Source organism: Streptomyces sp. bgisy130 (assembly GCF_057708345.1).
In genome coordinates, this window is sequence record NZ_JBYISA010000041.1 from 31,934 (window position 1) to 49,079 (window position 17,146).

12 protein-coding genes and 1 pseudogene are annotated in these 17,146 nt (G+C 72.0%); 5 read left to right on the plus strand and 8 right to left on the minus strand.

Annotated elements, in window-relative coordinates; genetic code table 11:
- Window positions 1–475: 475 nt before the first annotated feature.
- Complete coding sequence (locus AC3EUV_RS32850) at window positions 476–2,143, minus strand: amidohydrolase (RefSeq protein WP_435604500.1); 1,668 nt, start codon at window positions 2,141–2,143, stop codon at window positions 476–478.
- 56 nt (window positions 2,144–2,199) lie between these two features.
- On the minus strand, window positions 2,200–2,640 hold the full coding sequence (locus tag AC3EUV_RS32855; RefSeq protein ID WP_026170119.1) for an Lrp/AsnC family transcriptional regulator: 441 nt from the start codon (window positions 2,638–2,640) through the stop codon (window positions 2,200–2,202).
- Between the two features lie 209 nt (window positions 2,641–2,849).
- Between AC3EUV_RS32855 and AC3EUV_RS32860 the strand changes: the two genes are divergently transcribed.
- Window positions 2,850–3,275, plus strand: a complete 426-nt coding sequence (locus AC3EUV_RS32860; protein WP_387243979.1) for a hypothetical protein — start codon at window positions 2,850–2,852, stop codon at window positions 3,273–3,275.
- A 31-nt stretch (window positions 3,276–3,306) separates the two neighbouring features.
- Here the strand turns inward: AC3EUV_RS32860 and AC3EUV_RS32865 are convergent, their stop codons facing one another.
- The 3 genes from AC3EUV_RS32865 to AC3EUV_RS32875 all read right to left on the minus strand — a co-directional run bounded on the left by AC3EUV_RS32865 (window position 3,307) and on the right by AC3EUV_RS32875 (window position 7,113).
- Window positions 3,307–4,491: a phosphotransferase family protein gene (locus tag AC3EUV_RS32865; RefSeq protein WP_435604501.1), complete on the minus strand. Its 1,185-nt coding sequence runs from the start codon at window positions 4,489–4,491 to the stop codon at window positions 3,307–3,309.
- Window positions 4,488–5,660 carry an Rv3169 family protein gene (locus AC3EUV_RS32870; protein WP_435604502.1) on the minus strand — a complete coding sequence of 391 codons (1,173 nt, stop codon included), beginning with the start codon at window positions 5,658–5,660 and terminating at the stop codon, window positions 4,488–4,490. Before AC3EUV_RS32870 ends, AC3EUV_RS32865 begins: the two co-directional genes overlap by 4 nt.
- A gap of 280 nt (window positions 5,661–5,940) precedes the next feature.
- Entirely contained in the window at window positions 5,941–7,113 is a 1,173-nt protein-coding gene (locus AC3EUV_RS32875; RefSeq protein WP_435604503.1) for an acyl-CoA dehydrogenase family protein, read from the minus strand.
- A 402-nt stretch (window positions 7,114–7,515) separates the two neighbouring features.
- Here AC3EUV_RS32875 and AC3EUV_RS32880 point away from each other — a divergent pair, with 402 nt between their 5' ends.
- The 3 genes from AC3EUV_RS32880 (at window position 7,516) to exaC (ending at window position 11,908) form a co-directional block, all read left to right on the plus strand.
- Window positions 7,516–8,787 carry a glycoside hydrolase family 18 protein gene (locus AC3EUV_RS32880; protein ID WP_432146113.1) on the plus strand — a complete coding sequence of 424 codons (1,272 nt, stop codon included), beginning with the start codon at window positions 7,516–7,518 and terminating at the stop codon, window positions 8,785–8,787.
- A 213-nt stretch (window positions 8,788–9,000) separates the two neighbouring features.
- Entirely contained in the window at window positions 9,001–10,317 is a 1,317-nt protein-coding gene (locus tag AC3EUV_RS32885; protein ID WP_435604504.1) for a GAF domain-containing protein, read from the plus strand.
- Window positions 10,318–10,384: 67 nt separating this feature from the next.
- Window positions 10,385–11,908, plus strand: coding sequence for an acetaldehyde dehydrogenase ExaC (gene exaC / locus AC3EUV_RS32890; protein WP_435604505.1), 1,524 nt, complete (start codon window positions 10,385–10,387; stop codon window positions 11,906–11,908).
- Between the two features lie 97 nt (window positions 11,909–12,005).
- On the opposite strand, the pseudogene AC3EUV_RS32895 reads toward exaC, so the two are convergent.
- Together AC3EUV_RS32895 and AC3EUV_RS32900 are read right to left on the minus strand one after the other, a co-directional pair.
- A pseudogene (locus tag AC3EUV_RS32895) lies at window positions 12,006–13,621 on the minus strand (acyl-CoA carboxylase subunit beta).
- A gap of 52 nt (window positions 13,622–13,673) precedes the next feature.
- The gene (locus tag AC3EUV_RS32900) at window positions 13,674–14,675 is read right to left on the minus strand and encodes an acyltransferase domain-containing protein (RefSeq protein ID WP_432146117.1); all 1,002 of its coding nucleotides are present in this window, start codon (window positions 14,673–14,675) and stop codon (window positions 13,674–13,676) included.
- Between the two features lie 182 nt (window positions 14,676–14,857).
- Between AC3EUV_RS32900 and AC3EUV_RS32905 the strand changes: the two genes are divergently transcribed.
- Window positions 14,858–15,901, plus strand: coding sequence for a ketoacyl-ACP synthase III family protein (locus AC3EUV_RS32905; protein ID WP_435604506.1), 1,044 nt, complete (start codon window positions 14,858–14,860; stop codon window positions 15,899–15,901).
- An 88-nt stretch (window positions 15,902–15,989) separates the two neighbouring features.
- On the opposite strand, the gene AC3EUV_RS32910 is transcribed toward AC3EUV_RS32905, so the two are convergent.
- A complete protein-coding gene (locus AC3EUV_RS32910) occupies window positions 15,990–16,976 on the minus strand; it encodes an aldo/keto reductase (RefSeq protein ID WP_435604507.1) in 987 nt (328 codons plus the stop codon).
- Window positions 16,977–17,146: the final 170 nt, after the last annotated feature.

Consider the following 17,146-nt stretch of genomic DNA (forward strand, 5'->3'; position numbering starts at 1 on the left):
GCCGGGGTTACGGATGCGGGGTGCACAAAAGGTGAAGGGGCATCCGGGGAGGGCGCAGGGAGGCGGTGCGGTGCGGATAGGGGCCCGGCGCCCTTCGGGCCGACCTGGGACCCGCTGGCTGCGGGTCGACCGAGAGCCGTTGTCTACTGAGCGTCCGGGCCCCACCCGGGTCGCACCCGCCGGCCGGCCGAAACCTTCCGTCGCCCCGTGCCGCGGGTCCTGGACCTGGCTCCCAGTGGCGGTGTGCCCCAGTGGCGCACCGCCCCATGGCCCAGCTGCGTTCGACGACTGCGCGGAGATCTACCGGTCGGACGTCCTGTGGTGGACTCGGCCGAACCTACCGGCCGCCGACCGCCTGCTGTCAACAGGTGCTCCGCCTGCGTCGTTTTCGCGTCGCCCCAGGTCAGCCGCGAGCGCCCGCATGTGGGCCAAGGAGCAGCAAGCGCGGTCCGTGGTGGCACCTGCCTGCGCGATGTCACTCGTTCGGCGGTCCGAAGACCGTCCGCCCGCCGACGACCGTGCGCAGGCACACCGGGAGGTCGTTGCCGGGGGTGAGATCGGGCAGGCCGGGGGTGCCGGAGCGGGGGTCGGTGGACCAGCGCTCCACCCTCTCGTCGGGCGCCTGGACGAGCAGTTCGCCGGTGCGCCAGACCGCGTAGTCGGCGGGCGCGCCGGGCACCAGGACGCCCGCGTCGTCCCGGCCGATGGCACGCCAGCCGCCGCGGGTGTGAGCGGTGAACGCGGCGCGGGCGGAGATGCCGTGGGCGCGGGTGCGGTGGAAGACGGCGGCCCGGACGGTGCCCCAGGGGTCGAGCGGGGTGACCGGGCTGTCGGAGCCGAGGGCGAGCGGGACGCCGGCCTTGAGCAGCGCGGCGTACGGGTTGAGGGTGCGGGCCCGGTCGGCGCCCAGCCGGGCGGCGTACATGCCCTCCGCGCCGCCCCATGCCGCGTCGAAGGCGGGCTGGACGGAGGCGGTCAGGGCCAGGTCGGCGAAGCCGGCGATGGTCTGCTCGGTGAGCATTTCGGCGTGCTCGACGCGATGCCGGGCGGCCCGGATCCGGTCCAGGCCGATGCGCTCGGCGGCGGCCCGTACCCCGTCGACGACGCCGGTCAGGGCCGCGTCCCCGATGGCGTGGAAGCCGGCCTGGAGTCCGGCTTCGGTGCAGGCGGCGACATGGGCGGCGACGGCCTCGGCGTCGAGGTGCCCGGCGCCGGTGTGGCCGGCGGAATCCGCGTACGGGGCGTGCAGATGGGCGGTGTGCGAGCCGAGCGATCCGTCGGCGAAGAGGTCGCCCGCGGCGCCGAGGGCCCCGAGCTCCCGGATCCGCTCCGCTTCCTTTGCGGACGCGACCAGCTCGGCCCAGTAGCCGACGATGCGCGGGCCGTTCCCCTCCCGGGCCAGGGCGAGCAGCGCGGTGAAGTCGTCCTCACCGGAGATATCCGGGCCGGCACACTCATGGATGCTGCCGATGCCGAGCGAGGCGGCGCGGGCGAGCGCGGCGGACTGCGCCTCGGCGCGCTGGGCGGGGGTGACGGTGGCGTACGCGGCCTGCCGCACCGCGTGGTGGGCGTCGCCGGTCAGCGGGGCGTCGGCCCGGAATCCGGGCAGGTCACGCACGCCGGGGACCAGATCGAGCAGTGCCGTCGTGACGACCGCGGAGTGCACATCCACCCGGGTGAGATAGAGGGGCCGGCCGCCGGTGGCCGCGTCCAGTTCCGTGCGGGACGGCGGGCGGCCCTCCGGCCAGGCGCTGGCGTCCCAGCCGTGGCCGAGCAGGATCCGGTCCGCCTCCCGCGCGGCCGCATAGCCGCGGATCCGGGCCAGGGCGTCGGACAGGGTGGCCGCACCGGAAAGATCGAGTCCGGTGAGCGCGAGCCCCGTCGCGGTGGTGTGCACATGTGCGTCCGTGAACGCCGGGGTGACGAGCGCACCGTCGAGCGGGACGACCTCGTCCACGCCCTCGGCGAAGGAGTCGGCCGCGCCCTCCTCACCGACCCAGGCGATGCGGTCGCCCTCGACGACCATGGCGGTGGCGAAGGGGTCCGCGGGGCTGTGCACCTCACCGCCGCGCAGCAGGACCGTACGGGGACGGGCCGGGCCAGAAGGGTGCTGTCGGACCGGATCGGGGGTGCGCTCGCTCATACCGGACAGTTTGACCCCTGTGCGCGGACGGGCCGCGCGCGGGGGGCGATCACCGGTCAGATGCGTGGCGGACGGGCCTCGTAGGGGGTGGAGAGCACGACCGTGGTGCGGGTCGAGACACCGGCGAGGGTCCTTATGCGGGTGAGCAGATGCTCCAGCTCCAAGGGGGTGGCGACCCGCACCTTGAGGATGTAGTTCTCGTCGCCCGCGACGCTGTGGCAGGCCTCCAGCTCGGGGACCTCGGCCAGGCGGTCGGCGATGTCGTCCGGCGCGCTGGGGTCGAAGGGTTTGACCGAGATGAAGGCGGTGAGCGGCAGGCCCACCGCTTCGGGGTCCACGATGGCGGCATAGCCCCGGATGACACCGCGCTGCTCCAGGCGGCGCACCCGCTGGTGCACCGCCGAGGTGGACAGGCCGGTGGCCTTGCCCAGGTCGGTGTAGCTCATCCGCCCGTCCTTGACGAGCAGATCCACGATTTGTCGGTCCAACTCCTCCACGCACTCAACTTACTGCGCGCGGGCGCGTGTGCGCACCGCGCGCCGGATCGTGGACCCCCTTACGCCGGGCCATGTGACCAATGCCACACGCGCGATCCGGTGTCGGTGGGGTGCCGGCGATTATGCGTGCGGCATGAAGGGAATTGCTGCTGGTGGCCGGGACCGCCCGTCACAGGAAGTCAGCGGTACGACCGGCCCACCCGAGGGGGATGGACATCATGCGACGCCTTAAGCAGGACTCAGCTGCCGCGAACATCGGCGCCCAGGAGGGCGACAGTTCCGGCCTCTCCGGCGACGACGGTGCGGACGACTCTTTCGACACCTATGAGATCTACCGAGTGACCTGCCCCGACTGCCTTCAGCCGATCGCGCTGCTGGCGGACGAGGACACGCTTCCGGAGCACGCCCTGTGCGCCTCGCCGTGGAACCCCTTCGGGCTGACGGTGTGCCAGGGCTCCGGCCGGGCGGCGTCCGAGGCGCCGGAGTCCGAGGACACCCTGGACGCCCAGGAGCAGGACGCGGCGATGCTGCTGACGCTCCCGGAGAGCCTGGACTGGCGCCGTCAGCCGTTCTCGCACATCGGCGGGCCCGGCACCCGGCCGGTGCGGGTGCCGGGGATGCGTCCGGGCGCCTGAGAGGTTTCCGAGTCTTCACAAGGGGCCGCGCTCACCAGTAGCGGCCCTCGATCATCGCCTCCAGCGTCTCCCGGTGGAGGATCAGCGCATCGGCGTCGGCCGGAACCGGCATCTCACCGAAGTGAACCTGGCGGTAGGCCACTCGCAGCATGACGATGGCATGCCGCAGGGCCGCGTAGAGGGTGTGGAAGTCCATATCGCGGGGCGGGTGTCCGGTGAGTGCGGCATAGCGGCGCTCGACACGGTCGCGGGTCAGGAGCCCGGGCAGTCCCCGTTGGCCGCCGGCCTCGGCGAGATCCTGGAAGAAGCGGTGGAGATAGACCATCCACCCCAGGTCGAGTTCCCGGGGGCCGAGAGCGGCCATCTCCCAGTCGAGGACGGCAGCCGGTTCGAACCCGTCGTAGACGATATTGCCGATCCGGGCGTCGCCCCAGCTCAGCACGGTCTCGCCGGGGTCCGACGGCCAGTGGTCGGCCAGCCGGGCGAAGCCCCGCTCGATGAGCGGGGAGCGCGGGCGGCCGTCAACGACCCAGGCGTAGTAGTCCCGTTGGGCCTCCACGTGCCGGTGCAGCGCGCTCCCGGTGCCGGTACCGGCGAGGAAGTCGGCCGCGGCGGGCGGGACTTGGTCGTGCAGCCGGGCGAGGACCGAGACACTGGCGGCTTCCAGGTGGTCGCGCTGGGCGTCGGTGGCGTCGTGCAGCCAATTCCCCTCGTACGTATAGGGCATGACGTCCGGGGGGACGCGGCCGTGGGCGCGGGCCATGACGAAGAACGGCGCGCCGAGGTGCGCCGGGTCCTCCTCCAGCCAGAGGGCGCGGGGCACCGGGAGGTCGGTGTGGGTGGCGACCAGGCGCATGGTGCGGTACTGCCGGGCCATGTCGTACCGGGGGAAGACGGTGTACGCGGCGGGGTCGGCGGCGAGCCGCAGGGCGCAGGAGACGGGGGCCGCTCCCTGCTCCGGCCCGGCCGAGGGCGCGGGGGACGGCGGCTCGGGGTGCTCGATGTCGAAGAGCAGGGTCTCGCTGGACATCCCGTTGGAGTCCGGGACGGTCGCGGCGACGGCGCGGGCGCCGGGCAGCCGGGTGCCGAGCCAGGCGGTGAGCCGGCGGGTGAGGGCTTCGGGGTCGCGGGTGGTGGTGCGGGGGCGCCGCCCGGTGGGCACTCCCCCGGGCCGGCTTCCGCCGGGGGCCGCAGCGGGCGGCGGCTGCGCGGTCATCGGCCGGCCTCCCCCGCGACGGAGTCATAGCCGGTGAAGCCGCTGGGATCGTGCCGGCCGAAGCTGCCGTGCTCGAAGATGCCGTGGCCGGTTTGGCCGTCGAGGGTGAAGCGGGCGGCGTGGTCGGTGACTCCGTAGGCGGCGAGCGGGTGTGCCGCCGGGTCGGTGAGGTCGTAACTGCGGCGGTCGGTCCAGCCGCGGCCCCGCCAGGTGCCGTGCTGCCAGTCGTCGGCATGGGGGTCCCCCCTGCTCGAACGGAGTTGAGAGCTTGGGGGAGGGTAGCCGGCCCCGAGGGCGAGGGGTGAGGAGGTGAGGATCTCGGCGGTGAGTTCCAGGGGCTTGCGGCCGGGGCCGGTGAGGTGGAGGACGGCGCGTTCGGGGTGGCGGGTGCCGGGGCGGTAGCCGATGTCCGTGTGCGGCCAGCCGAGTTGGACCTCGCGGCCGTCGTCGTGGACCACCAGGGCCTCGTTGAGGGTGCGGTGGCCGTCGGCGTCCTCCTGGACGATGACCATCACGAAGCGGTCGTCGAAGCGCACCGGGCACCAGATCCAGTGGAAGCCCTCGGGCCGCAGCTCCTCCGCGGCCCGTCCGCCGTCCTCGCCGGGTATCGGGCGGACGCCCCAACTGCGGTCGCGGGTACCGGTCGACTCCCCCGCCGTGACGGCGATCTCCTGGCCGGCGACGCGGATGCTGCCGGTGCAGGTGCCCGCCTGGACGAACCGGCGGCCTTCCAGCATCAGCCGGTCGCCGCGGTACTGGGTGTGGTGCGGCTCCCAGGTGGCGGGAAACGCCGCGTTCCAGGTCAGGTCGTAGGACAGGCCGTCCGGGTCACCGGGGTCCGCGGCGCAGGTCAGCCGGAGGCGGGCGAGCGGCTCCTCGACGGTGATCGTGAGCGGGCCGACGGTGAGCGCGAGGCGGTCGTCGGTGAGCGCGTCGGAGGCCCGTACGGCATACAGCCGGTCGCCGAGGCGGAGGGTGGCATAGGCGTCGATGACACCGGTGTTGGGGTAGACGCCGAGGCCGACGATCAGCAGGGCGCGGCCGGAGTGGTCCATGACGTGGAAGATGCACCGGTCGTAGGCGTTGCGGTCGCTGGTGGCGACATGCCGCAGGGACAGCGGGACCTGATGGATCGGGTACTCGTCGAGCGCGATCGGGCGGTCGGGCACGGTCTCCTCCTGGGCGCACGGGCGGCCGGGCGTCACTCCGGTACGACGCTCACAAACGGGAGTTGACGGTACGTCAGCTGTGCACGGACGACCAGACCCGGAAGGAAGGTAGGGGGCGCATCACCCCTTCGCCTCTTACCGACTTCTGGTCCGCGCGCCACTGATTCCTGGAGCCATGGCGACCTCACGATCTCTGCACAGGGACTGGTGGACTGCCCCCGGGCCCGGCCGGCGGAAAGCCGCGGGGTGGGCGGGAACGGACCCGCCCACCCCGTCCCGCTCAGCGCTTCTCGGGGCCGGCGAGATGCCGGGCGATGACCATCCGCTGGATCTGGTTGGTGCCCTCGACGATCTGGAGCACCTTGGCCTCGCGCATATAGCGCTCGGCCGGGAAGTCGAGGGTGTAGCCGTAGCCGCCGAGGAGCTGGACGGCGTCGGTGGTCACCCGCATCGCGGTGTCGGTGCAGAACAGCTTGGCCATCGCCGCTTCCTTGGAGAACGGCAGACCGGCGTCGCGCAGCCGGGCGGCGGTGAGGTAGAGGGCGCGGCCCGCCTCGATCTGCGTCGCCATGTCGGCGAGCATGAAGCGAAGCCCCTGGAAGTCGGCGATCGGGCGGCCGAATTGCTGTCGTTCGGCGGTGTAGGCGAGCGCCTCGTCGAGCGCCGCCTGGGCGACGCCGACGGCACAGGCCGCGATGCCCAGGCGCCCGGAGTCCAGGGCGGACAGGGCGATGGCGAAGCCCTGGCCCTCCTCCCCGATGCGGCGGGAGTCGGGGACCCGGACGGCGTCGAAGTGCAGCTGGGCGGTCGGGGAGCCCTTCATGCCCATCTTGCGCTCGGGGGCCGCGGCGCTCAGGCCCTCGGCGTCGCCGGGCACGAGGAAGGCGGTGATGCCATGGGCGCCGCTGCCGCCGGTGCGGGCCAGCACGGTATAGAAATCGGCCACGCCGCCATGGGTGGTCCAGGCCTTGGTGCCCTCCAGCGTCCAGGTATCGCCCTCGCGGGTGGCCCGGGTGGTCAGGGAGGCGGCGTCGGAGCCCGAGGAGGGCTCGGAGAGGCAGTACGCGCCGACGAGTCCGCCGCCGAGCATGTCCGGGAGGCGTTCGGCGCGCTGCTCCTTGCTGCCGTATCCGGCGAGCGCGTGGCAGGCGAGGGTGTGCACGCTGACGCCGAGGCCGACGGTGAGCCGGGCCGCGGCGAGCTCCTCCAGCACCTGGAGGTACACCTCGTACGGCTGGCCGCCACCGCCGAATTCCTCGTCGTAGGGCAGCGACAGCAGGCCGGATTCCGACAGCAGGGTGAAGGTCGCGCGCGGGAAGTGGCCGGCGTCCTCCTCCTCGGCGGCCGTTGGCCGGATCTCGCGGTCGGCGAGCTCGCGTACGAGCGTCATCAGGTCACGGGCTTCTTCGGTGGGCAGCCTGCGGTCCACCGGCCGGGGGCCGTACTCGGTCATGGCGGCGCTCTCCTCCCTGTCGGGCGCTGCGGCGACACGCGCGGGGTGGGCGGCGGCGCCGGTTTCCGTAGTGCCAGGCCGATGATCGCTTTCCGGGTCTCGGAAGGCGATGACCTGCGACTGTGGCGCTAGGAGTATGCCCGATCGGAGGCTCCGCGTCACGGGTTGATCATCATTGGCCAAGGGGATCCGGCCTCGGCACCCACCCGACGCCAAATTGGTCCGAACCATTGACTCACTGGTCTAGTCCTTCTACCTTCTCCTCCAACGTTCAACGCGTTCATGCCAATTCGGAACGCAGGTCAGGCTCCCCCCAGGGAGTGTCCGCGGAGCCCCGCCGTCCTTCTGGAGCGCGGGCCGTTGGGGAACGCGGACACCCCTACCCCCCTCCGAGGAGACGACATGCCAATACCGCACCGGCTGCGCGCCCCGCGCAGAGTGATCGCCGCCGTGACCGCGCTGTGTACGGCGGCGCTGGCCGGCACCCTGCTCGCCGGACCGGCCTCCGCCAGCCCCGCGAACGCCCCCACCGCACCGCGCGACACCGCCCCGGCGGCACCCGCGGCGGCGGGCGGCAAGGTCGTCGGATACTTCACCAACTGGGGTGTCTACGACCGCAATTACCACGTCAAGAACATCGAGACCTCGGGCTCGGCGGCCAGGCTGACGCACATCAACTACGCCTTCGGCAACGTCCAGGGCGGCAAGTGCGCCATCGGTGACTCCTACGCCGACTACGACAAGGCGTACACCGCCGACCAGAGCGTCGACGGCAAGGCCGACACCTGGGACAACGGCGCGCTGCGCGGCAACTTCAACCAGCTCAGAAAGCTCAAGAAGCTGCACCCGGACCTCAAGGTGATCTGGTCGTTCGGCGGCTGGACCTGGTCGGGCGGCTTCGGTGAGGCCGCGAAGAACCCGGCCGCCTTCGCGCAGTCCTGCTACGACCTGGTCGAGGACAAGCGCTGGGCCGATGTCTTCGACGGTATCGACATCGACTGGGAGTACCCCAACGACTGCGGTCTGACCTGCGACACCAGCGGCCGGGACGCCTTCACCAAGGTGATGCAGGCGCTGCGGTCGAAGTTCGGCCGGAGCAATCTGGTGACCGCCGCGATCACCGCGGACGCCTCGGCCGGGGGCAAGATCGACGCCGCTGACTACGCGGGCGCGGCCCAGTACGTCGACTGGTACAACCCCATGACCTACGACTACTTCGGCGCCTGGGACGCCAAGGGCCCGACGGCTCCGCACTCCCCGCTGACGTCGTACAACGGCATCCCCAAGGCCGGCTTCAACAGCACCGACACCCTCGCCAAGCTCAAGGGCCTGGGCGTGCCGGCGAGCAAGCTGCTGCTGGGCATCGGCTTCTACGGCCGCGGCTGGTCCGGCGTCACCCAGGACGCACCTGGTGGTACGGCGACCGGCGCGGCACCGGGCAAGTACGAGGCCGGCATCGACGACTACAAGGTCCTCAAGGGCCGCTGCCCGGCCACCGGCAAGGTGGGCGGCACCGCCTACGCCAAGTGCGGCGACCAGTGGTGGAGCTATGACACCCCGGAGACCATCGGCACGAAGATGGCCTTCAAGGACGCACAGGGGCTGGGCGGCACGTTCTTCTGGGAGCTGAGCGGTGACACCACCAATGGTGAGCTGATCAAGGCGATCAAGTAGCGGCAGCCGGCGCGGAGTCGGGCGGGAGGCAGCGCCTTCCGCCCGTTCGCCGTCCGGCACCCCCGGCTGTCCCCGCGGGCATCCGGCACGGCGCACGACCGCTCGACGCGCGCTCCTCGATGGCACCCGGCGCGCCCCGCGGGGTTTACGGCCCCGCCCGCTACGAGCACCATCGGCCGTACGGGGGCAGGAGCCGTATCGAAGAGGTGACACGTGGTCAACCCTTGGCTGGCGATGGAGGCCGGAGCCGATCCGGTGGAGCGCACCCGCACGGTGCGCAGGGCCCATGCGGCCTTCCTGGCCGACGGGACGGTCGCGCCGCCGGTCCGCCAGGTGGTCGCCGACTCCTGGCGCCGTTCCGCCGACGCGCACGCGGCGGCCGACGGCGCCGCCCCCATCGAGCTGGACGAGGCCGCGCTGAGCGCCTACCGGGACGGGCATCCGCTGGCCCGTGCGATGCCGGTCTTCCGGGAGCTGCTGGGCAGCTTCGCGCAGGACGGTGCGCATCTGCTGGCCGTCTGCGATCCGCAGGGACGGCTGCTGTGGGTGGAGGGGCACCCCGGGGTGCGGCGCAGTGCGGAGCGGATGAACTTCGTGGTCGGCGCCCGCTGGGACGAGCGGCACGCCGGCACCAATGCCCCGGGCACCGCCCTCGCCGCCGATCACGCCGTCCAGATCTTCGCCGCCGAGCACTACAACCGGCAGGTGCAGCGCTGGAGCTGCGCCGCCGCCCCGCTGCACGATCCACGGACCGGCCGGCTGCTGGGCGCGGTGGACCTCACCGGCGGGGACCATGTGGCCAGTCCGCACTGCCTGGCGCTGGTGCAGGCCACCGCCCGCGCCGCGGAAGCCCATCTCGCCTCAGCCGTACCGGAGTTGGGCGTCCATCTCGCCACCCTCGGCCGGGACGAGGCGCTGCTGGTCCTGGACGGGGAGCGGCTCCGGCTGGGCCGCCGGCACAGCGAGATCATCACGCTGCTGGCCCGGCATCCCGAGGGCCTGACGGGCGATCAGCTCTCGATGCTGCTGTACGGCGAGCGCGAGCGGCGCCCGGTCACGCTGCGGGCCGAACTGTCCCGGCTGCGGCAGCTGGTCGGCACCCTGCTGCACTCCCGTCCGTACCGGCTGAGCCGGTCCGTCGAGACCGATCTGGACGCGGTCGAGGAGGCGCTGGCGGCCGGCGAGGTGCGCTCCGCGCTGAACGCCTATCGCGGCCCGCTGCTGCCGTCGTCGGAGGCCCCCGGTGTCCAGCGGCTGCGCGGCACACTGGCGGACCGGATGCGGTCCGCGCTGCTCGGCGCCCGCGACCCCGGCCTGCTGCGCGAGTGGTCGCGCACCCCCTGGGGCGAGGACGACCTGGAGATCTGGGAAGCCCTGGTCGACGCCCTGCCGGAGCGCTCCCCGGCCCGCAGCGCACCGCTCGCCACCGCGCACCGGCTGCGCGCGGCGTACGGCCTGACCCGCGGCGGTGCGGTGGGTGCCCCGGCCGCCGCGCGCGTCGCAACGTCCACGCAACCTCCCCGGTTCTAGCCTGCGCGCAACGCCCGTCACACGGGAGTGCCGGGCACCGCGCCGAGAGCGATTGGGAGGCCGCCCCATGGCCCGTTACGCCAGCCCGGGTTCCGCCGATGCCGTGATGAGCTATCAGCCCCGCTACGACCACTGGATCGGCGGCGAGTATGTGGCGCCCGTCCTGGGCCGGTACTTCGAGAATCCGACCCCGGTCAACGGAGCACCGTTCACCGAGGTCGCCCGCGGCACCGCCGAGGACGTCGAGCGCGCCCTGGACGCGGCACACGCGGCCGCCCCCGGCTGGGCCCGCACGGCCGCCGCCGAACGCGCCGCCGTCCTGAACAAGATCGCCGACCGGATGGAACAGCATCAGGAGGCCCTGGCGGTCGCGGAGAGCTGGGAGAACGGCAAGCCCGTACGGGAGTCCCTGGCGGCCGACATCCCGCTCGCCATCGACCACTTCCGCTACTTCGCGGGCGCCATCCGCGCCCAGGAGGGCTCGCTGTCGGAGATCGACGAGGACACCGTCGCGTACCACTTCCACGAGCCGCTCGGGGTGGTCGCCCAGATCATCCCCTGGAACTTCCCCATCCTCATGGCGACCTGGAAGCTCGCCCCGGCCCTCGCCGCGGGCAACGCCGTGGTCCTCAAGCCGGCCGAACAGACCCCCGCCTCGGTGCACTTCTGGATGAGCCTGATCGCGGATCTGCTGCCGCCCGGCGTGGTCAACATCGTCAACGGATTCGGCGCCGAGGCCGGCAAACCACTGGCCTCCAGCCCCCGGGTCGCCAAGGTCGCCTTCACCGGTGAGACCACCACCGGCCGCCTGATCATGCAGTACGCCTCCGAGCACCTGCGCCCGGTCACGCTCGAACTCGGCGGCAAGAGCCCCAACATCTTCTTCGACGACGTCTCCGCCGCCGCCGACGACTTCCACGACAAGGCTCTGGAAGGCTTCACCATGTTCGCCCTCAACCAGGGCGAGGTCTGCACCTGCCCGTCCAGGGCGCTGATCCAGCGCGGCCACTACCAGGACTTCCTGGAGGCCGGCGTGGCCCGCACGGAAAAGATCGTCCAGGGCCACCCGCTGGACACCGACACCATGATCGGCGCCCAGGCCTCCAACGACCAGCTGGAGAAGATCCTCTCCTACCTGGACATCGGCCAGAAGGAAGGCGCCCGCATCCTGACCGGCGGCTCCCGCGCCGAACTCGGCGGCGAGCTGGAAGGCGGCTACTACGTCCGCCCGACCATCTTCGAGGGCAACAACGACATGCGGGTCTTCCAGGAGGAAATCTTCGGCCCCGTCGTGGCCGTCGCCCCCTTCAGCGACTTCGACGACGCGATCGGCATCGCCAACGACACCCTCTACGGCCTGGGCGCCGGCGTCTGGACCCGCGACGGCTCCACCGCCTACCGCGCGGGCCGCGCCATCCAGGCCGGCCGCGTCTGGACCAACTGCTACCACGCCTACCCGGCCCACGCGGCCTTCGGCGGCTACAAGCAGTCCGGCATCGGCAGGGAGACCCACAAGATGATGCTGGATCATTACCAGCAGACGAAGAACTTGTTGGTGAGCTACTCGGCGAAGAAGCTGGGGTTCTTCTAGAGGCCCAGGAAAAGGCGCCTGACCTGGGGTTTGCCGGTCGGGCGCCTTTCGCATGGCCCGCTCAGCGCAAGGCCCGGCCAGGGCAGGGGCTACGGCCTCACAGTGGTGGGTTGCCGTGTTTGCGGGAGGGCAGCTCCGCGTGCTTCGTGTGGAGCATGGCGAGCGCGGAGATGAGCGTGCGGCGGGTGTCGGCCGGGTCGATGACGTCGTCCACCAGCCCGCGCTCTGCCGCGTAGTAGGGGTGCATGAGTTCCGCCTGGTATTCCTTGACCAGCTGGGTGCGCGTCGCTTCGGGGGCCGTGGCCTCGGCGATCTGACGACGGAAGATGACGTTGGCGGCACCCTCGGCCCCCATGACGGCGATCTCGTTGGTGGGCCAGGCGAAGGTCAGGTCGGCGCCGATGGACTGGGAGTTCATGACGATGTAGGCGCCGCCGTATGCCTTGCGCAGGATCACTGAGATCCTCGGCACGGTGGCGTCGCAGTAGGCGTAGAGCAGTTTGGCCCCGTGCCGGATGATCCCGTCGTGTTCCTGGCTGACACCGGGCAGGAAGCCGGGGACGTCCAGCAGGGTGACCAGCGGAATGCTGAATGCGTCGCACGTCTGGACGAAGCGGGCGGCCTTCTCGGACGCCTTGATGTCGAGGACGCCTGCCAGTGCCATGGGCTGGGGTTCGCGACGATGCCGACGACCTCGCCGGCCAGCCGGGCCAGGACGCAGAGCACGTTGGGGGCCCACCGCTCATGGACCTCCAATAGTTCGCCGTCGTCGACCAGTTCGGAGATCACCTCAAGCATGTCGTACGGCCGGTTTCCCTCCGCGGGGACCAGGTCCAGCAGTTTCGGTGACCGCCGGCCGGCCGGGTCACCGGTGGCGGCCCGGGGTGGGCGTTCCCGGTTATTCTGCGGCAGGAGGGTCAGCAGGTAGCGGACCTCGGTGAGGCAGGACTCCTCATCGTCGTAGGCGAAGTGACAGACTCCGGAGGTCTGCGCGTGCACGTCGGCGCCGCCCAGGCCGTTCTGGGTGATCTGCTCGCCGGTGACTGCCTGCACGACGTCGGGGCCGGTGATGAACATCTGCGAGGTGTCGCGCACCATGAACACGAAGTCGGTCAGTGCGGGACTGTAGGCGGCGCCTCCGGCGCACGGGCCAAGTATCACGCTGATCTGGGGAATCACGCCCGAGGCACGGGTGTTGCGACGGAAGATGCCGCCGTACCCGGCAAGCGCCGAAACGCCTTCCTGGATGCGGGCGCCGGCCCCGTCGTTCAGCGACACCAGCGGGGCGCCGGCGGCGAGAGCCATGTCCATGATCTTGTGGATCTTCGCCGCGTGTGCCTCTCCGAGTGCGCCGCCGAAGATGCGGAAGTCGTGGGCATAGAGGAAGACGGTCCGGCCCTCCACCTCACCCCAGCCGGTGATGACGCCGTCCGTGTAGGGGCGCTTCAGCTCCAGTCCGAAACCGGTGGCCCGGTGCCGGCGGAAGGGCTCCACCTCGTGGAAGGTCCCCGGGTCCAGTAGCAGGTCGATCCGCTCACGGGCGGTCAGCTTCCCTCGTGCGTGCTGAGCGGCGGTTGCCTTCTCCCCCGGGCCCGCGTGCACTTCGGCGCGGAGCGCGCCGAGTTCGTCGACCCGCTGCCGCACGGCGGACGCCGGTGGTGTCGTGGACGCCGGTGCAGCGGCGGCCGGGGCGGGTGTGTCCATGGTCGTCATCGCAGCCTTTCTGTCAGGGGCACCGGATCGGCCGGGCGGACACGCGGGCCGGTCAGGCGGCGGCCGGGGTCAGGAAGGACCGTGCGGCGGCCAGGCAGTCGCGCGCCTCGGCCTCATCGGCCGGGCCGGCCGGGAGCAGCGGCAGCGTGCGGCTGCGTCCGGCCAGCACAGCCGGATGCCGCTTGGCGATGGCGGTCAGCCCCCGGCCGGGTCCGCACTCCACGAGTTGCAGCTCCGGGCCGCGCAGCAGATGGTCCAGAGCGGGCCAGAACCGGACGGGCGCGGCTGGATGGGAGGACCACCAGGCGGGGTCGGCGGCCTGGTCGGCGGTGAGCGGGGCGGCGGTGTAGCCGGAGATCAGGGTGAGCGCGGGTGGCTGCGTCCGCACCGTGGCGAAGGCCGGCGCCGCACGGGCGGCGAGTGGCGCAAGCACCGGGCTGTGGAACGGCGTCGAGGCCGGCACGGTCCGGCACACCATCCCCTGCTCCTGCAACAGGACGGTGACCTCGCCCAGGTGTGGTTCCGGGCCGGCCAGCACGGTCTGGCGCGGAGCATTGTGCGCGCCCACCACCACGTCGTCGCGCAGGTAGGGCGTCAGCGCTTCGGGGGCCGCGGCCACTGCGACCATTCCGCCGGCCGGCCCTTCGGCGAGCCGGGTCACCCGGTCCCACATCAGCCGGGCGGTGTCGGCCAGGGCGAACACTCCGGCCAGGACCGCCCCGGCCATCTCGCCGACGCTGTGACCGAGCAGCGCGGCCGGGCGTATCCCCCACGACTCCACGGTCCGCCCGAGGGCGTAGTCGATGGTGAACAGCAGGATCTGGGATCGGGTGACGTGGTCCACCGGGACCTGGGGGCGGTCCCCGAGCCAGTCGTCGCGCACCTGGTCACCGACCGTGCCGAGGGCGGCGAACACCTCATCCGCCGCGTCGGTGAAGACCTCGTCGTGACCGTACAAACCGGTGGCCATGCCTGGGTGCTGGGCTCCCTGACCCGGCAGCAGGAGGGCCACGGGAAGCGGCTCCGGTCCGGCGGCCGGCACTGAGCGCGACATGGTTTCTCCCTTCGGCACACCGCCCCGAGCGGTCCGCCGCGGCCGATCTTCGCGGGGCCCGCTACAGCTTCACTCGACGGTGGATCGAGGTCCTCCAGCGGTCCTCGATCCACCGTCGAGAAGCGGGCCGGACGATCTGAGCGGCGCCCGGGGGCCGATCCGGGCCTGGAGAGGAAGCGTCCATGAGGTGCGATCAGCTGTACATCGCCGGTCTCGGCAGCTGGCTGCCGCCCGCGCTGCCGGTGACCGAGGCGGTGGCTCGGGGCGAGTGGGAGGCGGCCTCGGCCGCGGCGAGCGGTATGCGGTCGGTGACGGTCTGCGCGGACGGCACCGAGGCGCCCGCCGAGATGGCGGTGCGGGCCGCCGGGCGCGCGCTGGAGCGAGCCGGAACCGACGGCTCGGAGGTGGATCTGCTGCTGCACGCGAGCCTGTACGACCAGGGCAATGCCCTGTGGGGTACCGCCTCTTACGTGCAGCGGCGGATACGGCTCGGCGGCTGTCCGGCGCTGGAGGTGCGCCAGGTCTCGAACGGGGGCATGGCGGCGCTCTTTCTGGCGTCCACCATGCTGTCGCCCGGGTCGGGGCCAGGGCGTGGGCAGGTGCTGGTCACCACGGCCGACCGGTTCTGCCCGCCGGGCTTCGACCGCTGGCACAGCGACCCGGGCACCGTCTACGCCGACGGTGGCACCGCCATGCTGCTGTCGTCGCGGGAGGGGTTCGCCCGAGTGCGTTCACTGGTGCTGGTCTCGGATCCGGAACTGGAGGGGATGCACCGCGCCGGCGATCCCTTCGGGGTCGCAGGTACCGCCCCGCCGGGCGCCCTCGATCTGGAGGCGCACAAAAAGAGGTTCGTCCGCCGGGCCGGGATGTCGTTCAGCGTGGCCCGGGTGGCGGCCGGCCAGCGCGATGCCGTGAAGGAGGCGCTGGCGGATGCCGGGGTGAGCGCCGCCGAGATCTCCCGCTGGGTGCTGCCGCACTTCGGGCGCCGTCGCTTGCAGACCAACTGCCTGCGCCCGCTGGGCATCGACGCCGAGCGCACCGCATGGGAGTTCAGCAGTCGGGTGGGGCATCTGGGGGCCGGGGACCAGATCGCCGCTCTGGAGCATCTGTTGCTCTCCGGCGCTCTTCGGGCCGGTGAGCGGTGCATGCTGATGGGTGTGGGAGCCGGCTTCACCTGGTCGTGTGCGGTGGTCGAGGTGCTGCGGGTACCGGGCTGGACTGCCTGATGCCGCGCTGAGGCAGCTCGTGTGCCCTGGACGGCGGGCGCGGGGCGCACATCGGGTGTGTGCCCCGCTTCCGGCGGTTGAGCGGGCGTCAGCTCTGGTCGATGGTCCGCATGAAGTGCGCGGGGTAACGCAGTCCGGCGGTGGCGCCGACCGGGAAGAGGTCGGAGAGCCGGCCGGCCTCCTCGTCCGTCAGCCGGATCTCGGTGGCCGCGGCGTTCTGCTCCAGGTGGGTGATGCGCCGGGTGCCGGGGATCGGCACCACGTCACCGCCCTGTGCCAGGACCCAGGCCAGGGCGAGCTGGGTGAGGCTGATGCCCTTGTTCTCGGCCAGCGCCTCGACCGTGCGCACCAGATTGCGGTTGTGGTCGAAGTTCTCGCTCTGGAACCGCGGGTGGTGGCGACGCTGGTCGTCCTCGGCCAGGTCGTCGGCGCTGTCGAAGGCACCCGTGAGGAAGCCGCGGCCGAGCGGGCTGTAGGCCACGAAGCCGGTGCCCAGTTCACGGCAGGTGGGCAGGATCTCTTCTTCCACATGCCGTTCCCACAGCGAGTACTCGGTCTGTAGGGCCGCGATCGGGTGCACGGCGTGCGCCCGCCGCAGGGTGCGTGCGGAGACCTCGCAGAGTCCGATGTGCCGCACCTTGCCCTCGGCGACGAGTTCGCCGAGGGCGCCGACGGTCTCCTCGATGTCGACCTTCGGGTCCAGCCTGGCCAGGTAGTACAGGTCTATGTGGTCCAGGCCCATCCGCTGTAGGGAGGCCTCGCAGGCCGCGCGGACGTAGGCAGGGCTGCCGTCGACGTAGGGCGGGCCGGCGGCCGGCCGCCGCATCCCGAACTTGGTGGCGACCACGGCCTCGTCCCGGCGGCCGGAGAGCGCCTGGGCGACGATCTTCTCGGCGGTGCCCGGCCCGTAGAAGTCGGCCGTGTCGATCAAGGTGATGCCGAGGTCCAGCGCTCGGCGGACGGTGGCGACGGCCTCGTCGGTGTCCGCCGCCCCGTACGCACCCGCCATGCCCATGCAGCCGAGGCCGAGGGCGGAGGTCGTGAGGCCGGCCGAACCGAGTTTCCTGTTGTCCATGAATGCCTTTCCATAGCCCGCCCGTTGGGCGGGGCGAGGGTGACCGGCGCCGGATGCGCGCCGCAAGGACCGCTGGTTCCGAGCCAGCACGTTCGAAATGTAGCCGACTAAGTAATGCCTGTCAGGAAATCCCGGAGTCGGCCGAAACCTTCTTTCCTGCCTCGGCCGCC

What these genes read in the sequence shown, in the direction of transcription:
- AC3EUV_RS32850 (WP_435604500.1), bottom strand. Translation starts at nt 2,143, where the DNA reads ATGAGCGAGCGCACCCCCGATCCGGTCCGACAGCACCCTTCTGGCCCG.
- AC3EUV_RS32860 (WP_387243979.1), top strand. Translation starts at nt 2,850, where the DNA reads ATGGACATCATGCGACGCCTTAAGCAGGACTCAGCTGCCGCGAACATC.
- AC3EUV_RS32865 (WP_435604501.1), bottom strand. Translation starts at nt 4,491, where the DNA reads ATGACCGCGCAGCCGCCGCCCGCTGCGGCCCCCGGCGGAAGCCGGCCC.
- AC3EUV_RS32875 (WP_435604503.1), bottom strand. Translation starts at nt 7,113, where the DNA reads ATGACCGAGTACGGCCCCCGGCCGGTGGACCGCAGGCTGCCCACCGAA.
- AC3EUV_RS32880 (WP_432146113.1), top strand. Translation starts at nt 7,516, where the DNA reads ATGCCAATACCGCACCGGCTGCGCGCCCCGCGCAGAGTGATCGCCGCC.
- exaC (WP_435604505.1), top strand. Translation starts at nt 10,385, where the DNA reads ATGGCCCGTTACGCCAGCCCGGGTTCCGCCGATGCCGTGATGAGCTAT.
- AC3EUV_RS32900 (WP_432146117.1), bottom strand. Translation starts at nt 14,675, where the DNA reads ATGTCGCGCTCAGTGCCGGCCGCCGGACCGGAGCCGCTTCCCGTGGCC.
- AC3EUV_RS32905 (WP_435604506.1), top strand. Translation starts at nt 14,858, where the DNA reads ATGAGGTGCGATCAGCTGTACATCGCCGGTCTCGGCAGCTGGCTGCCG.
- AC3EUV_RS32910 (WP_435604507.1), bottom strand. Translation starts at nt 16,976, where the DNA reads ATGGACAACAGGAAACTCGGTTCGGCCGGCCTCACGACCTCCGCCCTC.